This window comes from Enterobacter cloacae complex sp. 2024EL-00227, from assembly GCF_043945315.1.
GTDB classification, from domain to species: Bacteria; Pseudomonadota; Gammaproteobacteria; order Enterobacterales; family Enterobacteriaceae; genus Enterobacter; species Enterobacter roggenkampii.
Genome location: NZ_JBIMQP010000015.1, coordinates 79,120 through 93,707 on the forward strand (window position 1 = coordinate 79,120; position 14,588 = coordinate 93,707).

The 14,588-nt window shown below is 57.5% G+C and carries 12 protein-coding genes; 8 read left to right on the forward strand and 4 right to left on the reverse strand.

What is annotated here, in order from left to right; genetic code table 11:
* The first annotated feature begins 2 nt into the window (after nucleotides 1–2).
* The 5 genes from bamB (at nucleotide 3) to ACHH0Z_RS21185 (ending at nucleotide 5,978) form a co-directional block, all read left to right on the forward strand.
* Complete coding sequence (gene bamB / locus ACHH0Z_RS21165; protein WP_008502135.1) at nucleotides 3–1,181, forward strand: outer membrane protein assembly factor BamB; 1,179 nt, start codon at nucleotides 3–5, stop codon at nucleotides 1,179–1,181.
* Nucleotides 1,182–1,293: 112 nt separating this feature from the next.
* Nucleotides 1,294–2,769 (forward strand): ribosome biogenesis GTPase Der, encoded by a 1,476-nt coding sequence (gene der / locus ACHH0Z_RS21170; protein WP_008502134.1) that lies wholly within the window; start codon nucleotides 1,294–1,296, stop codon nucleotides 2,767–2,769.
* 300 nt (nucleotides 2,770–3,069) lie between these two features.
* On the forward strand, nucleotides 3,070–4,614 hold the full coding sequence (locus ACHH0Z_RS21175; protein WP_045406059.1) for a peptide MFS transporter: 1,545 nt from the start codon (nucleotides 3,070–3,072) through the stop codon (nucleotides 4,612–4,614).
* Between the two features lie 57 nt (nucleotides 4,615–4,671).
* On the forward strand, nucleotides 4,672–5,706 hold the full coding sequence (locus ACHH0Z_RS21180; protein WP_045406061.1) for an oxidoreductase: 1,035 nt from the start codon (nucleotides 4,672–4,674) through the stop codon (nucleotides 5,704–5,706).
* Between the two features lie 50 nt (nucleotides 5,707–5,756).
* Nucleotides 5,757–5,978, forward strand: coding sequence for a zinc ribbon domain-containing protein (locus ACHH0Z_RS21185; RefSeq protein WP_045406064.1), 222 nt, complete (start codon nucleotides 5,757–5,759; stop codon nucleotides 5,976–5,978).
* Here ACHH0Z_RS21185 and ACHH0Z_RS21190 read toward each other — a convergent pair.
* The 3 genes from ACHH0Z_RS21190 to xseA are packed head-to-tail and all read right to left on the reverse strand — an operon-like array spanning nucleotide 5,975 to nucleotide 8,777.
* On the reverse strand, nucleotides 5,975–6,325 hold the full coding sequence (locus tag ACHH0Z_RS21190; protein ID WP_023617312.1) for a protealysin inhibitor emfourin: 351 nt from the start codon (nucleotides 6,323–6,325) through the stop codon (nucleotides 5,975–5,977). The genes ACHH0Z_RS21185 and ACHH0Z_RS21190 overlap by 4 nt on opposite strands.
* A complete protein-coding gene (locus ACHH0Z_RS21195) occupies nucleotides 6,326–7,345 on the reverse strand; it encodes a M4 family metallopeptidase (RefSeq protein ID WP_032663055.1) in 1,020 nt (339 codons plus the stop codon).
* Between the two features lie 58 nt (nucleotides 7,346–7,403).
* Complete coding sequence (xseA, locus tag ACHH0Z_RS21200) at nucleotides 7,404–8,777, reverse strand: exodeoxyribonuclease VII large subunit (protein ID WP_045406066.1); 1,374 nt, start codon at nucleotides 8,775–8,777, stop codon at nucleotides 7,404–7,406.
* A 158-nt stretch (nucleotides 8,778–8,935) separates the two neighbouring features.
* Here xseA and guaB point away from each other — a divergent pair, with 158 nt between their 5' ends.
* From guaB to ACHH0Z_RS21215, 3 genes are all read left to right on the forward strand, one after another.
* Nucleotides 8,936–10,402 carry an IMP dehydrogenase gene (guaB, locus tag ACHH0Z_RS21205; RefSeq protein ID WP_008502128.1) on the forward strand — a complete coding sequence of 489 codons (1,467 nt, stop codon included), beginning with the start codon at nucleotides 8,936–8,938 and terminating at the stop codon, nucleotides 10,400–10,402.
* A gap of 67 nt (nucleotides 10,403–10,469) precedes the next feature.
* Nucleotides 10,470–12,047: a glutamine-hydrolyzing GMP synthase gene (guaA, locus tag ACHH0Z_RS21210; protein ID WP_008502126.1), complete on the forward strand. Its 1,578-nt coding sequence runs from the start codon at nucleotides 10,470–10,472 to the stop codon at nucleotides 12,045–12,047.
* A 192-nt stretch (nucleotides 12,048–12,239) separates the two neighbouring features.
* Nucleotides 12,240–13,493, forward strand: a complete 1,254-nt coding sequence (locus ACHH0Z_RS21215; RefSeq protein ID WP_395149561.1) for a tyrosine-type recombinase/integrase — start codon at nucleotides 12,240–12,242, stop codon at nucleotides 13,491–13,493.
* A 351-nt stretch (nucleotides 13,494–13,844) separates the two neighbouring features.
* Here ACHH0Z_RS21215 and ACHH0Z_RS21220 read toward each other — a convergent pair whose 3' ends face one another.
* Nucleotides 13,845–14,489 (reverse strand): MT-A70 family methyltransferase, encoded by a 645-nt coding sequence (locus ACHH0Z_RS21220; protein WP_395149562.1) that lies wholly within the window; start codon nucleotides 14,487–14,489, stop codon nucleotides 13,845–13,847.
* Nucleotides 14,490–14,588 lie beyond the last annotated feature (99 nt).

The following is a 14,588-nucleotide window of genomic DNA, read 5'->3' on the forward strand; positions in this document are numbered from 1 at the left end:
CGATGCAATTGCGTAAATTACTTCTGCCAGGACTGCTTTCTGTTACGTTATTGAGTGGTTGTTCACTGTTCAGTGGCGAAGAAGACGTTGTGAAAATGTCCCCACTGCCGACGGTTGAAAACCAGTTTACCCCATCCACCGCGTGGGATGTCTCCGTGGGCAATGGGATTGGTGATTTCTACTCCAACCTTCATCCTGCGTATGCAGACAGCGTTGTCTATGCGGCCGATCGCAAAGGTACCGTGAAAGCGGTAAACGCGGATGACGGAAAAGAAGTGTGGTCCGTTAACCTGGCGGAAAAAGACGGCTGGTTCTCCCGTAAGCCTGCACTGCTGTCTGGCGGCCTGACCGTTGCCGGTGGCCACGTCTACGTGGGCAGCGAAAAAGCGCAGGTGTATGCCCTGAACAGCAGCGACGGTTCCATTGCCTGGCAAACGACCGTGGCGGGGGAATCCCTCTCTCGTCCGGTGGTGAGCGATGGCCTGGTGCTGATTCATACCAGCAACGGCCAGCTGCAGGCGCTGAACGAAGCGGACGGCCTGGTGAAATGGACCGTTAACCTGGATATGCCTGCGCTCTCTCTGCGTGGCGAATCTGCCCCGGCTACCGCATTTGGTGCTGCCATTGTCGGCGGCGACAACGGTCGCGTAAGCGCCGTACTGATGCAGCAGGGCCAGATGATCTGGCAGCAGCGTATCTCTCAGGCCACTGGCTCAACGGAAATTGACCGTCTGAGCGACGTGGACACAACGCCGGTCATCGTTAACGGTGTGGTTTACGCGCTGGCCTACAACGGCAACCTGACCGCGCTGGATCTGCGCAGCGGCCAGATCATGTGGAAACGTGAGCTGGGCTCGGTGAATGATTTCATCGTTGAAGGTAACCGTATCTATATGGTTGACCAGAACGACCGTCTGCTGGCCCTGAGCACCGAAGGCGGCGTGACGCTGTGGACGCAAAGCGACCTGCTGCACCGTCTGCTGACTGCGCCAGCGCTGTACAACGGTAGCCTGGTTGTGGGCGACAGCGAAGGGTATATGCACTGGATCGATCCGGATAACGGCCGCTTTGTTGCGCAGCAAAAAGTCGACAGCTCCGGTTTCCTGACCGACCCGGTTGTGGCCGACGGCAAACTGCTGATTCAGGCAAAAGACGGCACGCTGTACGCGATCACGCGTTAATTACCCGGCGGTTGTAGTATACTAAACGGCTCCTGTTCACTCAGGAGCCGTTTTGACATTTTTAAAAACGCCGCGAAAGCGACGTTATTTTGAATTTTATGAGGCTTCAAACATGGTACCTGTGGTCGCGCTTGTCGGGCGCCCTAACGTTGGAAAATCCACTCTTTTTAACCGTTTAACACGCACCCGTGATGCGCTGGTTGCGGATTTCCCGGGGCTGACGCGTGACCGTAAGTACGGTCGTGCAGAGGTGGAAGGACGCGAGTTCATCTGTATTGATACCGGTGGTATTGACGGCACAGAAGACGGCGTGGAAACCCGCATGGCGGAACAGTCGCTGCTGGCGATTGAAGAAGCGGACGTGGTGTTGTTCATGGTGGACGCGCGCGCTGGCCTGATGCCGGCGGACTCCGCTATCGCTAAACACCTGCGTTCACGCGAAAAGCCAACCTTCCTGGTGGCGAACAAAACCGACGGCATCGATGCCGATCAGGCCATCGCAGATTTCTGGTCACTGGGTCTGGGTGAGATCTACCCTATCGCGGCATCGCATGGCCGTGGCGTCACCAGCCTGCTGGAAACCGTTCTGCTGCCGTGGGTTGACGAAGTGAACCCGCCGGAAGAGGTGGACGAAGACGCGGAATACTGGGCGCAGTTTGAAGACGGCGAAGCGGGCGAAGAAGAAGAGCCTGAAGACGACTTCAACCCGCAGGATCTGCCGATCAAGCTGGCCATCGTGGGCCGTCCAAACGTAGGTAAGTCTACACTTACTAACCGTATTCTGGGTGAAGAGCGCGTGGTCGTTTACGATATGCCGGGCACCACCCGCGACAGTATCTACATCCCGATGCAGCGCGATGAGCGTGAGTATGTCCTCATCGACACCGCCGGGGTGCGTAAGCGCGGGAAAATCACCGATGTGGTGGAAAAATTCTCCGTTATCAAAACCCTGCAGGCGATTGAAGATGCCAACGTCGTGCTGCTGGTTATCGACGCGCGCGAAGGGATCTCCGATCAGGACCTCTCTCTTCTCGGCTTTATCCTCAATAGTGGGCGCTCACTGGTTATCGTGGTCAACAAATGGGATGGCCTGAGCAATGAAGTGCGTGAGCAGGTGAAAGAGACCCTCGACTTCCGTCTGGGCTTTATCGACTTTGCTCGCGTACACTTCATCTCTGCGCTGCACGGCAGCGGCGTGGGTAACCTGTTCGAATCCGTGCGCGAAGCGTACGACAGCTCCACCCGTCGTCAGAGCACCGCCATGCTGACCCGTATCATGAATATGGCTGCGGAAGACCATCAGCCGCCGCTGGTGCGCGGCCGTCGCGTGAAGCTGAAATACGCCCACGCCGGTGGTTATAACCCGCCAATCGTGGTGATCCACGGCAACCAGGTGAAAGACCTGCCGGATTCCTACAAGCGCTATCTGATGAACTACTTCCGTAAGTCGCTGGACGTGATGGGCACGCCTATCCGTATCCAGTTCAAGGAAGGGGAAAACCCGTTCGCCAACAAGCGCAACACCCTGACGCCGAACCAGATGCGCAAGCGTAAACGTCTGATTAAGCACATTAAGAAAAGCAAATAAGCTTTGCTGAACGCACGAAAGCCCGCGACTATCGCGGGCTTTTTTTTGCCCATTCATACCGCCGGTTTTCTCTGTGTGAAGTCAATCACTATTCACTTTTAACCAAGTTTAAATCTAAGAAAGTAGACAATCGTCGAATTTTCATCTTAAAGTCCAGGGTCCGGTACTAGACAAAACTAGCGCCTGGTTATCAAATGGTTAACCAACTTTTCGCCGCATGTAAAAAATCGGCCAGATACGTAACTGGCCGGCGTACCTGCTGGTGTTTACAAGCACGACGACATACCTTTCGGGAGAATTATGCAATCCTCTGTTAATCAAAAAGAAAGCCGAACGTTCTTCGGCCATCCGTATCCGCTCGGTTCCCTGTTCTTCACCGAGATGTGGGAGCGTTTCTCGTTTTACGGCATTCGTCCGTTACTGATCCTGTTTATGGCCGCCACCGTCTATGACGGCGGGATGGGCCTGGCGCGTGAAAACGCCTCGGCGATTGTCGGTATCTTTGCCGGCACCATGTACCTGGCCGCGCTGCCGGGCGGCTGGCTGGCGGATAACTGGCTCGGCCAGCAGAGAGCCGTCTGGTACGGTTCGATCCTGATTGCGCTCGGTCACCTGTCGATTGCGCTCTCGGCCATCATGGGCAATAACCTGTTCTTTATCGGCCTGATGTTCATCGTGCTTGGCTCCGGGCTGTTTAAGACCTGTATCTCGGTAATGGTCGGTACCCTGTATAAAAAAGGCGACGCGCGCCGTGACGGCGGTTTCTCGCTGTTCTATATGGGCATCAACATGGGCTCGTTCATTGCCCCGCTGATTTCCGGCTGGCTGATCAAAACCCACGGCTGGCACTGGGGCTTTGGTATTGGCGGTATCGGGATGCTGGTGGCGCTGATTATCTTCCGCGTGTTTGCCGTTCCGGCAATGAAACGCTATGACGGCGAAGTCGGCCTCGACTCCACCTGGAACAGCCCGGTGGTGAAGCGTAACGGCGTGGGCGCCTGGCTGCTGGCGCTGGCGGCAGGCGTGGCAACGATCGTGACGCTGATTGCGCAGGGTGTGATTGTGATTAACCCGGTCGCGGTAGCCAGCGTGCTGGTCTACGTGATTGCGGCATCCGTTGCCCTCTACTTTATTTATCTGTTTGTTTTTGCAGGACTGAACCGTAAAGAGCGCGCCAGACTGCTGGTCTGCTTTATTCTGCTGATCTCCGCGGCGTTCTTCTGGTCCGCGTTCGAGCAGAAGCCAACCTCGTTCAACCTGTTTGCCAACGACTACACTAACCGCATGATCGGCGATTTCGAAATCCCGGCGGTGTGGTTCCAGTCAATCAACGCCCTGTTCATCATCCTGCTGGCACCGGTGTTCAGCTGGGCGTGGCCGAAGCTGGCGAGCATGAACATTCGTCCGAGCAGCATCACCAAGTTTGTTATCGGTATCCTGTGTGCCGCAGCGGGCTTTGGCCTGATGATGCTGGCGGCACAGAACGTGCTGAGCAGCGGTGGGGCGGGCGTATCGCCGTTCTGGCTGGTGGGCAGTATCCTGATGCTGACGCTCGGCGAGCTGTGTCTCAGCCCGATTGGCCTGGCGACCATGACGCTGCTGGCGCCGGAGAGAATGCGCGGCCAGATGATGGGGCTGTGGTTCTGTGCGAGCGCGCTGGGTAACCTGGCGGCGGGTCTGATTGGCGGCCACGTGAAGGCCGACCAGCTGGATATGCTGCCGAATCTCTTTGCGCGCTGCTCCGTCGCGCTGCTGATTTGTGCCGCGGTACTGATCGTCCTCATTGTTCCGGTACGTCGCATGCTGGAAAATGCGCAGACTAAACCGGCAGCTAACGCCTCATAAACCTCAGAATGCCGGGGCAGGCGTTATGCCCCGGCATCGATTCCCTGAGGTGAAACTATGCAGTTAGGATTTGTCGGTCTTGGTGCGGTCGTGGAAACCGCGTATCTGCCCGCGTTACGTCGCCTTTTTGGTCACGCGGTTCATTGTTTTGGATTTGATGTTCTCCCCACCAGGCAGCCTGAAGGCGTCACGCGCTGCGCTTCGCTTACGGAACTTCTCGCCGTACCGCTTGATACTCTCTTTATTACCACCGCATCGCTGCACCACCTCGAGGTGCTGGAACAGGCCATAGCCTCGGCCGTTCCGCGGATTGTGATTGAAAAACCGATCGTCGCCACGCTTCCCCAAATCAAAATGCTCAACGCGCTGCTGGTAAACCCCGACGCTGCTTCCCGCGTGCTGGCGCTCGATCACTGGATGGCGCGCATCGAAACGGTAAAGCGGTCGTTGGTTGGCAGCGTCTCTGACATCGTCAAAATCGACGGCTTTTTGCAGGAGCCAAGCGGATATAACGCCGCAGGGGAACCCATCGCGCTTAACTTTGCCACCGGCGAGCCGGACACCCGAACGCTTCGCCACCCGGACGGCGTAATCCTGGATATCGGTACGCACGTGCTGGCGATGCTGCGCGAAACGGTGCGTTATCTGGGCGGAAGTGATGATATGACCCTGCAGGTCGTCACGGCTAAAGACCGCCTGGGCCGCGCTATCGCAAAAGGCGACCTGTCCACGGCGGAGGGCGAGGCGCATCTCCAGGGCCGCATCAGCGGCGTGCCGGTGAATATCTGGCTTAACAAATACGCGGGACCCGCGGGCGGGCAAAAAGGATTACGGCTCTGTTTGCGCGACGGGCGCATCATCAGCCACGACCGGCGCGGCGCGGAGGATGTGCTTGAGCTGAGTGAGGGTAAGGATATTCAGCGCTGGCATATCCCCGGGACACTCTACGAGCACTGTCTTGCCGGGCACATTCTGGGCACCAACAGTCTTTTTGAACGGGATCCGCACGAGGTGAGCCGCACGACGCGTCGCCGAGTCGAGGAAGTTGAGCTGCTGCTGACCTTGCAGCAACAGCTGCGTGGCCCGCACTGAACGCGACGTGGTAAAATGATCGCAGACCAGAATGCTTTTAAGGAGTCACCATGACGATTACCTGCCCGGATTGCCAGGCACCGCTTGAGCCCCTGAACGGGATGGCACACTGCGAGAGCTGTAATAAGGATATTGCGCTTGAAGCCCGCTGCCCGGAGTGCCATCAGCCACTCCAGGTCTTAAAAGCCTGCGGGGCGGTGGATTATTTCTGCCAGAAAGGCCACGGCCTTATCTCCAAAAAACGCGTGGAGTTTGTTCGGGCCGAAGGTTAATCGCACACGCAGCCTTCGCCTTTCTGCCACAGCTCGACCAGCGACTCGGGTGCTTCCTGCTCCGGCACCAGCACGATGATATCGGCATAGTGCGCCTGATTTTGCCCGGTCCAGATAATCTGGATGCGGAAATAGCGCTGGTCGCCGCTGCCGGGTGACGAGGCCTGTCCCGGCGGCTGACCGCGCGGAAAGGCCTGCTCCAGGATGCTGACCAGGCGCTGGCGCTGCGCCTCATTGAGCGAGGAGAGCGCGATGGTGCGCTGGCCGCTCAGCTTGGGAATATAAGCGACGCCGCCTTCCCGGGCCAGCTCAACCACGGCGTCATCCGTCAGTTCCGGAACCTGCATTTACAACACTCCCACCTGTTCCCAGGCTTGTTTTATGGCCGCCCCAACGTCACCGCCGGAGCGTTTTTCTCCGTGTGCTACCGTCAGTTTTGCGAAGGCCTCAAAATCCGCATCCTGCGCCAGATTGCGATCGCAAACCGTGTCGTACCAGGCATAACCCGCTTTTTCCCAGGCGTAACCGCCGATCGCCGTCGCGGCCAGATAAAATGCCCGGTTGGGGATGCCGGAGTTCAGGTGCACGCCGCCGTTATCCTCACGCGTTTTGATGAAATCCTTCATGTGTGCAGGCTGCGGGTCTTTGCCGAGCAGCGGATCGTTGTAGGCGGTGCCCGGTTCAGACATCGAGCGCAGCCCTTTGCCGTTGATGCCTTTTGCCAGCAGCCCTTCACCAATCAGCCAGTCTGCTTTATCGGCGGTTTGCTTCAGACGGTACTGCTTCACCAGCGAGCCAAACACGTCCGACAGCGACTCGTTCAGCGCGCCGGACTGCTCAAAGTAGATAAGCCCGGCTTCGGTCTCGGTCACGCCGTGGCTCAGCTCATGCGCCACGACGTCTATGGCGATGGTAAAGCGGTTAAATATTTCCCCGTCGCCGTCGCCAAATACCATCTGCTGACCGTTCCAGAAGGCGTTCTGATATTCCCGACCGTAGTGAACGGTGCCGGTTAAAATAAGCCCTTTGTTATCGAGCGAATCGCGCTGATATTCCTTCCAGAAGAAATCATGGGTAATACCCAAATACTCGTACGCTTCGTCTACCGCCACATCGCCGTTCGACGGCTGACCTTCATAACGCACCTGCGTACCCGGCAGCTCCTGGGTCTGCTTCGCGTCGTAGATATCACGCTCCAGCTGTCCGGCTTTATTCACGTGCGGCGCGGCGGGTTTGCCCGGCATATGGGCCATCAGCGTCTGGACGTGGGTTAAGGTCTGGCGGGCACAGCGCTGCTGCGGTTCGGAACCGCTTTCGATAATACGACGAAGAATATACGGGGGAATAACGCTATGAAGATGGGGCATGCTGCTCTCCTTATTAAAAAAGGGAATAGCAGCAGTATAGTAAGTAACCGGCGAAGAATTATCCGGTTTTACGCTGACGCGTCTTTTTCACCGGTTTAATTGATTTCACTTCGCTTTCTACCCAGCCGTCCGACAGACGCGTCGTCAGCACATCACCGGTACTCACCTGTTTGGTTTGCTTCAGCACCTTGCCGTCCGTTGCCGTCGTCACGCTATAGCCGCGCGCCAGCGTGGAGAGAGGGCTGACCGCTTCAAGGTGGGTCACCGCATTGCCAAAGCGTTCCCGGGTGGCGCTCAGTCGCGCACGGAGAGTTTCCGCCAGGCGGTACTCAAGCTGCTGAATCCGCGTGTGCGCACGATAAATTTTCGGCTGCGGGTTCTGCTGGTTCAGACGCTGCGTCACGCGCTGCTGGCGCGACACCGCGCGCTTGATCTGGGTGTCCACCGCCACGTTCATGCGCTGGCGCAGGCGCTCCAGTACGGTCTGCTGACGCGCCAGGCGCAGCTGCGGGTGCTGCTGCTGTAGACGGTGATGAAGCTGGGTAAAGCGCCGGGTCCGGTTGGCGAGGTAGTAATCCATCGCCATTTCAAGACGCTGCTGGCCGCTCTGGATCTGACGCAGCAGCTCCAGCTGGTTGCGGCTGACCACCTCTGCCGCCGCGGACGGCGTCGGCGCGCGGAGATCCGCGACAAAATCGGCGATCGTCACGTCCGTTTCGTGGCCGACGGCGCTCACCACGGGGATAAGGCTGGCAAAGATTGCCCGCGCCACGCGCTCGTCGTTAAAGCTCCACAAGTCTTCCAGCGAGCCGCCGCCGCGTCCGACGATTAAGACGTCGCACTCCTGACGCGCGTTCGCCAGCGCAATGGCGCGCACAATCTGCCCCGGCGCATCGTCACCCTGCACGGCGGTCGGGTAGATAATGACGGGGAGGGAAGGGTCGCGACGCTTCAGAACGTGCAAAATATCGTGCAGTGCCGCACCGGTTTTCGAGGTGATGACCCCCACGCAGTGGGCAGGCGAGGGCAGCGGCTTTTTGAACTGCTGGTCGAAAAGTCCCTCTTCCGAGAGCTTAGCCTTTAACTGTTCGTACTTCTGCTGCAGCAGACCTTCGCCCGCAGGCTGCATGCTCTCGACGATAATCTGATAATCACCGCGCGGCTCATAGAGGGTGATATTGGCGCGCACCAGAACCTGCTGGCCGTGCTGTGGACGGAACGTCACGCGGCGGTTGCTGTTGCGGAACATCGCGCAGCGCACCTGGGCGGTGTCGTCTTTTAAGGTAAAATACCAGTGTCCGGAGGAGGGCTGCGTGAAGTTAGAGATCTCACCGCTGATCCAGACCTGCCCCATTTCCTGCTCAAGCAGCAAACGCACCGTCTGATTAAGGCGGCTGACGGTATAAATTGAGGGGGATTGAGAGGATAACATGTGAGCGGGATCAAATTCTAAATCAGCAAGTTATTCAGTCGATAGTAACCTGCTGAGAGGCAATCGCAAGCTTTTTTATAAAAAAGTGTAGATGCAATCGGTTACGCTCTGTATAATGCCACGGCAATATTTAACCACCCAGGTCAGAGATATTGCCCATGCTACGTATCGCTAAAGAAGCACTGACGTTTGACGACGTCCTCCTCGTTCCCGCTCATTCCACCGTTCTGCCGAATACTGCCGATCTCAGCACGCAGTTGACGAAAACCATTCGCCTGAACATTCCTATGCTCTCTGCGGCAATGGACACCGTGACTGAAGCGCGCCTGGCAATTGCCCTGGCACAGGAAGGTGGCATTGGCTTTATTCACAAAAACATGTCTATCGAACGTCAGGCGGAAGAAGTTCGCCGCGTGAAGAAACATGAATCCGGCATCGTGTCCGATCCACAGACCGTTCTGCCAACCACCACCCTGCACGAAGTGAAAGCCCTGACCGAGCGTAACGGCTTCGCCGGTTACCCGGTGGTGACCGAAGAGAACGAGCTGGTGGGCATCATCACCGGTCGTGACGTGCGTTTCGTGACTGACCTGAACCAGCCTGTCAGCGTGTACATGACGCCAAAAGAGCGTCTGGTTACCGTTCGCGAAGGTGAAACCCGCGACGTGGTGCTGGCAAAAATGCACGAAAAACGCGTTGAAAAAGCGCTGGTTGTTGACAGCAACTTCCACCTGCGCGGTATGATCACCGTTAAAGATTTCCAGAAAGCAGAACGTAAGCCTAACGCCTGTAAAGACGAGCATGGCCGTCTGCGCGTAGGCGCTGCGGTTGGCGCAGGTGCCGGTAACGAAGAGCGCGTTGACGCGCTGGTTGCCGCGGGCGTTGACGTCCTGCTGATTGACTCCTCTCACGGCCACTCCGAAGGCGTTCTGCAGCGTATCCGTGATACCCGTGCCAAATACCCTGACCTGCAGATCATCGGCGGTAACGTAGCTACTGGCGCAGGCGCTCGTGCGCTGGCTGACGCTGGCTGCAGCGCGGTGAAAGTGGGTATCGGTCCTGGCTCTATCTGTACCACGCGTATCGTGACCGGCGTGGGCGTTCCGCAGATCACCGCGGTGTCTGACGCGGTTGAAGCGCTGGAAGGCACCGGTATTCCAGTTATTGCTGACGGCGGTATCCGCTTCTCTGGCGACATCGCGAAAGCGATCGCTGCGGGCGCAGCGGCGGTGATGGTAGGCTCCATGCTGGCCGGTACCGAAGAATCCCCGGGTGAAATCGAACTCTACCAGGGCCGTTCTTACAAATCTTACCGCGGTATGGGCTCCCTGGGCGCGATGTCCAAAGGTTCCTCTGACCGTTACTTCCAGACCGATAATGCCGCTGACAAACTGGTGCCGGAAGGTATCGAAGGTCGCGTTGCCTATAAAGGCCGTCTGAAAGAGATCATCCACCAGCAGATGGGCGGCCTGCGCTCCTGTATGGGTCTGACCGGCTGTGGTACCATTGACCTGCTGCGTACTAAAGCGGAATTCGTACGCATCAGCGGTGCGGGTATCCAGGAGAGCCACGTTCACGACGTGACGATCACCAAAGAGTCCCCGAACTACCGTCTGGGCTCCTGATTAATTTCCGCGCCCGGCTTCTGCCGGGCGCTCTGTTTTTGTTTCACTTGCCTCGGAATTAGCGTCAATGACGGAAAACATTCATAAACATCGCATTCTCATCCTGGACTTTGGTTCTCAGTACACTCAGCTGGTGGCGCGTCGCGTGCGTGAACTGGGCGTTTACTGTGAGCTGTGGGCGTGGGATGTCACGGAAGCACAGATTCGCGAATTCAATCCAAGCGGCATCATCCTGTCCGGCGGCCCGGAAAGCACCACCGAAGAAAACAGCCCGCGCGCGCCGCAGTACGTATTCGAAGCTGGCGTGCCGGTATTCGGCGTTTGCTACGGTATGCAGACCATGGCCATGCAGCTGGGCGGCCACGTAGAAGGCTCCAGCGAGCGCGAGTTCGGCTATGCGCAGGTTGAAGTGGTTAACGACAGCGCGCTGGTGCGCGGTATCGAAGACTCCCTGACCGCAGACGGCAAACCGCTGCTGGACGTGTGGATGAGCCACGGCGACAAAGTCACCGCTATCCCGTCTGACTTCGTGACCGTTGCCAGCACCGAAAGCTGCCCGTTTGCCATCATGGCGAACGAAGAAAAACGCTTCTACGGCGTGCAGTTCCACCCGGAAGTAACCCACACCCGTCAGGGTATGCGCATGCTGGAGCGCTTCGTGCGCGACATCTGCCAGTGTGAAGCCCTGTGGACCCCGGCAAAAATTATCGACGACGCCGTTGAGCGTATCCGCCAGCAGGTTGGCGATGACAAAGTGATCCTCGGCCTCTCCGGCGGCGTGGACTCCTCCGTGACCGCGATGCTGCTGCACCGCGCCATCGGCAAAAACCTGACCTGCGTCTTCGTGGACAACGGTCTGCTGCGTCTGAACGAAGCCCAGCAGGTTATGGACATGTTTGGCGACCACTTCGGTCTGAACATCGTTCACGTGGAAGGCGAGCAGCGCTTCCTGGACGCGCTGAAAGGCGAGAACGATCCGGAAGCAAAACGTAAGATCATCGGTCGCGTGTTCGTGGAAGTGTTCGACGAAGAAGCGCTGAAGCTGGACGACGTGAAGTGGCTGGCGCAGGGCACCATCTATCCGGACGTGATCGAGTCTGCGGCTTCCGCTACCGGTAAAGCGCACGTCATCAAATCTCACCACAACGTGGGCGGCCTGCCGAAAGAGATGAAGATGGGCCTGGTTGAACCGCTGCGCGAGCTGTTCAAAGACGAAGTGCGTAAGATCGGTCTGGAACTGGGTCTACCGTACGACATGCTCTACCGTCACCCGTTCCCGGGGCCGGGTCTGGGCGTGCGCGTGCTGGGCGAAGTGAAGAAAGAGTACTGTGACCTGCTGCGTCGCGCGGACGCGATCTTCATTGAAGAGCTGCACAAAGCTGACCTGTACAACAAGGTAAGCCAGGCGTTCACCGTGTTCCTGCCGGTTCGCTCCGTCGGCGTCATGGGCGATGGCCGCAAGTACGACTGGGTTGTTTCCCTGCGTGCGGTGGAAACCATCGACTTCATGACCGCGCACTGGGCGCACCTGCCGTATGACTTCCTGGGCCGCGTGTCTAACCGCATTATCAACGAAGTGAACGGCATTTCCCGCGTGGTGTATGACATCAGCGGTAAGCCACCGGCTACGATTGAGTGGGAATGATGTATAGCTAGTTCATAGCACATCATATCTATTCAATATCATCACTAACCCTCTGTAATTGCAGAGGGTTTTTGTTTATATCTACTCATATCTATTCACTCTACACCACATTTTTCGACGGTACAGGTGACGGTATTACCCGAAAGGTATACTCTCGTACCGACAAAAACATGGATGCATTACGGGTGAATTGTGCTTACCGATACCAAACTGAAAAACCTGAAGCCGCAGGAGAAACTGTACAAGGTTTCCGACCGTGACGGGCTGTATGTCGCCGTGCTCACGTCAGGCTCTGTCTCGTTCCGCTATGACTACCGCATTAACGGCCGCCGGGAAACGCTGGTGATCGGCCAGTACGGTCGTGACGGTATCAGCCTGGCGGAAGCGCGCGAGGAACTCATTGCCGCCAAAAAGCTGCTGAAGTCAGGCCAGTCGCCTGCTGCAGCGAAACGTGACGGTATCAGGCAGATCGCCGGGGCCGAAACATTCGCGGTATATACCGACGCCTACATGAAATATGTCACCCTGGCTGACAGCACCCGCGCCATGAAGCAGGCAGTGATCGACAGGGATATCCTCCCGGCGCTCGGCAACAAGATGATGACTGAGATAACCACCAGAGTGGTGCGCGACCTTTGCGATCGTATCGTCGAGCGTGGCGGCCGGGCAACGGCGATTCAGGTCAGGGAGATAATCAGCAGCGTATACCGGTACGCCAACGACCGTGGGCACGGCCTGTTCAATCCTGCGGCCGACATTAAGCCATCATCCATTGCCATGTTTAAGCCGCGCGAGCGGACGCTGTCTCCTGAGGAGATCGGCATATTCTTCCGTGCGCTGGATGACGTCGGTGCGATGGGCACCATGAAGATGGCGCTTAAGCTGGTACTGCTGACGCTGGTTCGCAAAAGCGAATTCACTTACGCGACGTGGCAGGAGATCGATTTCAGGAACTGGACATGGACGATCCCCGCCGACCGAATGAAGGCCAGGCGCGCACATGTGATTTATCTGCCGAAGCAGACGCAGGATCTGCTGGTGGGGTTGCAGATGTGTGCTGGCGGCAGTGAATACCTGGTTCCCGGGCGCTACAACTTCCGCAAGCCATTATCGAATGCCGCACTGAACTCGCTGATAGACCGGACCGTGGATGCCATAAACAAAGACGGCGAGAAAATTCAGGACTTCACCGTGCATGACCTGCGCCGGACGGCCAGCACGCTGCTGCACGAAGCGGATTATCCGTCAGACTGGATAGAGAAGGCGCAGGCGCATGAGCAGAAGGGCGTGCGCGCGGTATACAACAAAGCGGAGTATGCCCGGCAGCGCGCCTATATGTTGCAGCAGTGGGCAGATATGGTTGATGCCTGGATTAACGGGGAGCACACCGATCTGGTGCCGTTCTCCCCGTCGAAGTTTGAGAGGTGGATGGAAGGGAAGGATTAAGCAGCTATTCAAGCTTAACACCAGGGATGTCACCTGCAGCTATAGCGTCGTAAATTGCCTCCGCTGTCTTGCTGGCATCCTTTACCAATAAGCAAGCTGCATCGATGGCGCTTATCGCTGCATAACGCTTCCTATCTGCTTCTGTGCGGATAGGGCGGAATTCATCAGCCCAGAACGGACGCGTTGTCTTGCAGTCAAATACGAGCGCTTCCTTCCATGCTACTGCATCACTATGCCCTTCAGGCGGATCAGTATAGGCAACCGTGGCCTCTACCCATTCTCCGCCGGAATTGGCCTCTACGCGACACCCAACCTGAGGCAATCCCTCGCCATCCTATTCTGTAATATTTTTCATTCCGCACGCTCCCGGCCCTGGTTGTCTGTTAGTGACAACGGAGCATTTGCGAATGCCCGCGTCAACCCGGCGATATCCAGCGCGTAGCCAGGGCGCAACTGCACCGCCGGGCCTTCGCACTGGTTTCCCCATACGTCGAAACCATGCGAAGACTGGCGGGCGAAAAGCTCAATGCGCGGTACGTCGCCAAGCAACTGCACCAGTTTTTCGCGGATTAAATCAGGCTTGCGCGAGTTCTCCAGGCGTGGCGCCGTGACGTGCTGGCAAATTGATGCGTCCATTCGCGCCGGCAGCTTTCCGCGTACCGCAAACAGGCAGTCTTCACTGTTCGCCCGGGTCATGTGGCCCATGCCGATCGCGCTGTTGCCCTTGTGCTTGTTCGTCTTGTGCCAGGTGAATCCCTTCATGGTCATCAGTTTGAAACCCCATGCTTCGACAACCTTCAGCGCTTCAACTGGTTGCGTCGGTACCCACCACATCGCCAGCAGGCAATCTTCTGCAGCCAGATCCCAAACCGGCAGGCGGCAGATATCAAGGACGTTCATGACCGGGTATTTAAATCCGGCGCCGCGGTTGCCGTCTGCTGCTTTGTCACGGTATACCCACGGCGGATCTGGATTGGCCCCTATATTTCCATACACTTTTTATCACTTAACCCATTACTGGTTCGCCGCCGCAGATATTCCCGTGGCGAACGATACCCCAGTGCACTATGCGGATGCCATTCGTTGTAATGTTCG

Excerpts from the sequence above, each read along its gene's own strand:
- xseA (WP_045406066.1), bottom strand. The coding sequence starts at position 8,777 with ATGTTATCCTCTCAATCCCCCTCAATTTATACCGTCAGCCGCCTTAAT.
- ACHH0Z_RS21190 (WP_023617312.1), bottom strand. The coding sequence starts at position 6,325 with ATGCAGGTTCCGGAACTGACGGATGACGCCGTGGTTGAGCTGGCCCGG.
- bamB (WP_008502135.1), top strand. The coding sequence starts at position 3 with ATGCAATTGCGTAAATTACTTCTGCCAGGACTGCTTTCTGTTACGTTA.
- ACHH0Z_RS21195 (WP_032663055.1), bottom strand. The coding sequence starts at position 7,345 with ATGCCCCATCTTCATAGCGTTATTCCCCCGTATATTCTTCGTCGTATT.
- der (WP_008502134.1), top strand. The coding sequence starts at position 1,294 with ATGGTACCTGTGGTCGCGCTTGTCGGGCGCCCTAACGTTGGAAAATCC.
- ACHH0Z_RS21185 (WP_045406064.1), top strand. The coding sequence starts at position 5,757 with ATGACGATTACCTGCCCGGATTGCCAGGCACCGCTTGAGCCCCTGAAC.
- guaA (WP_008502126.1), top strand. The coding sequence starts at position 10,470 with ATGACGGAAAACATTCATAAACATCGCATTCTCATCCTGGACTTTGGT.
- ACHH0Z_RS21175 (WP_045406059.1), top strand. The coding sequence starts at position 3,070 with ATGCAATCCTCTGTTAATCAAAAAGAAAGCCGAACGTTCTTCGGCCAT.
- guaB (WP_008502128.1), top strand. The coding sequence starts at position 8,936 with ATGCTACGTATCGCTAAAGAAGCACTGACGTTTGACGACGTCCTCCTC.
- ACHH0Z_RS21180 (WP_045406061.1), top strand. The coding sequence starts at position 4,672 with ATGCAGTTAGGATTTGTCGGTCTTGGTGCGGTCGTGGAAACCGCGTAT.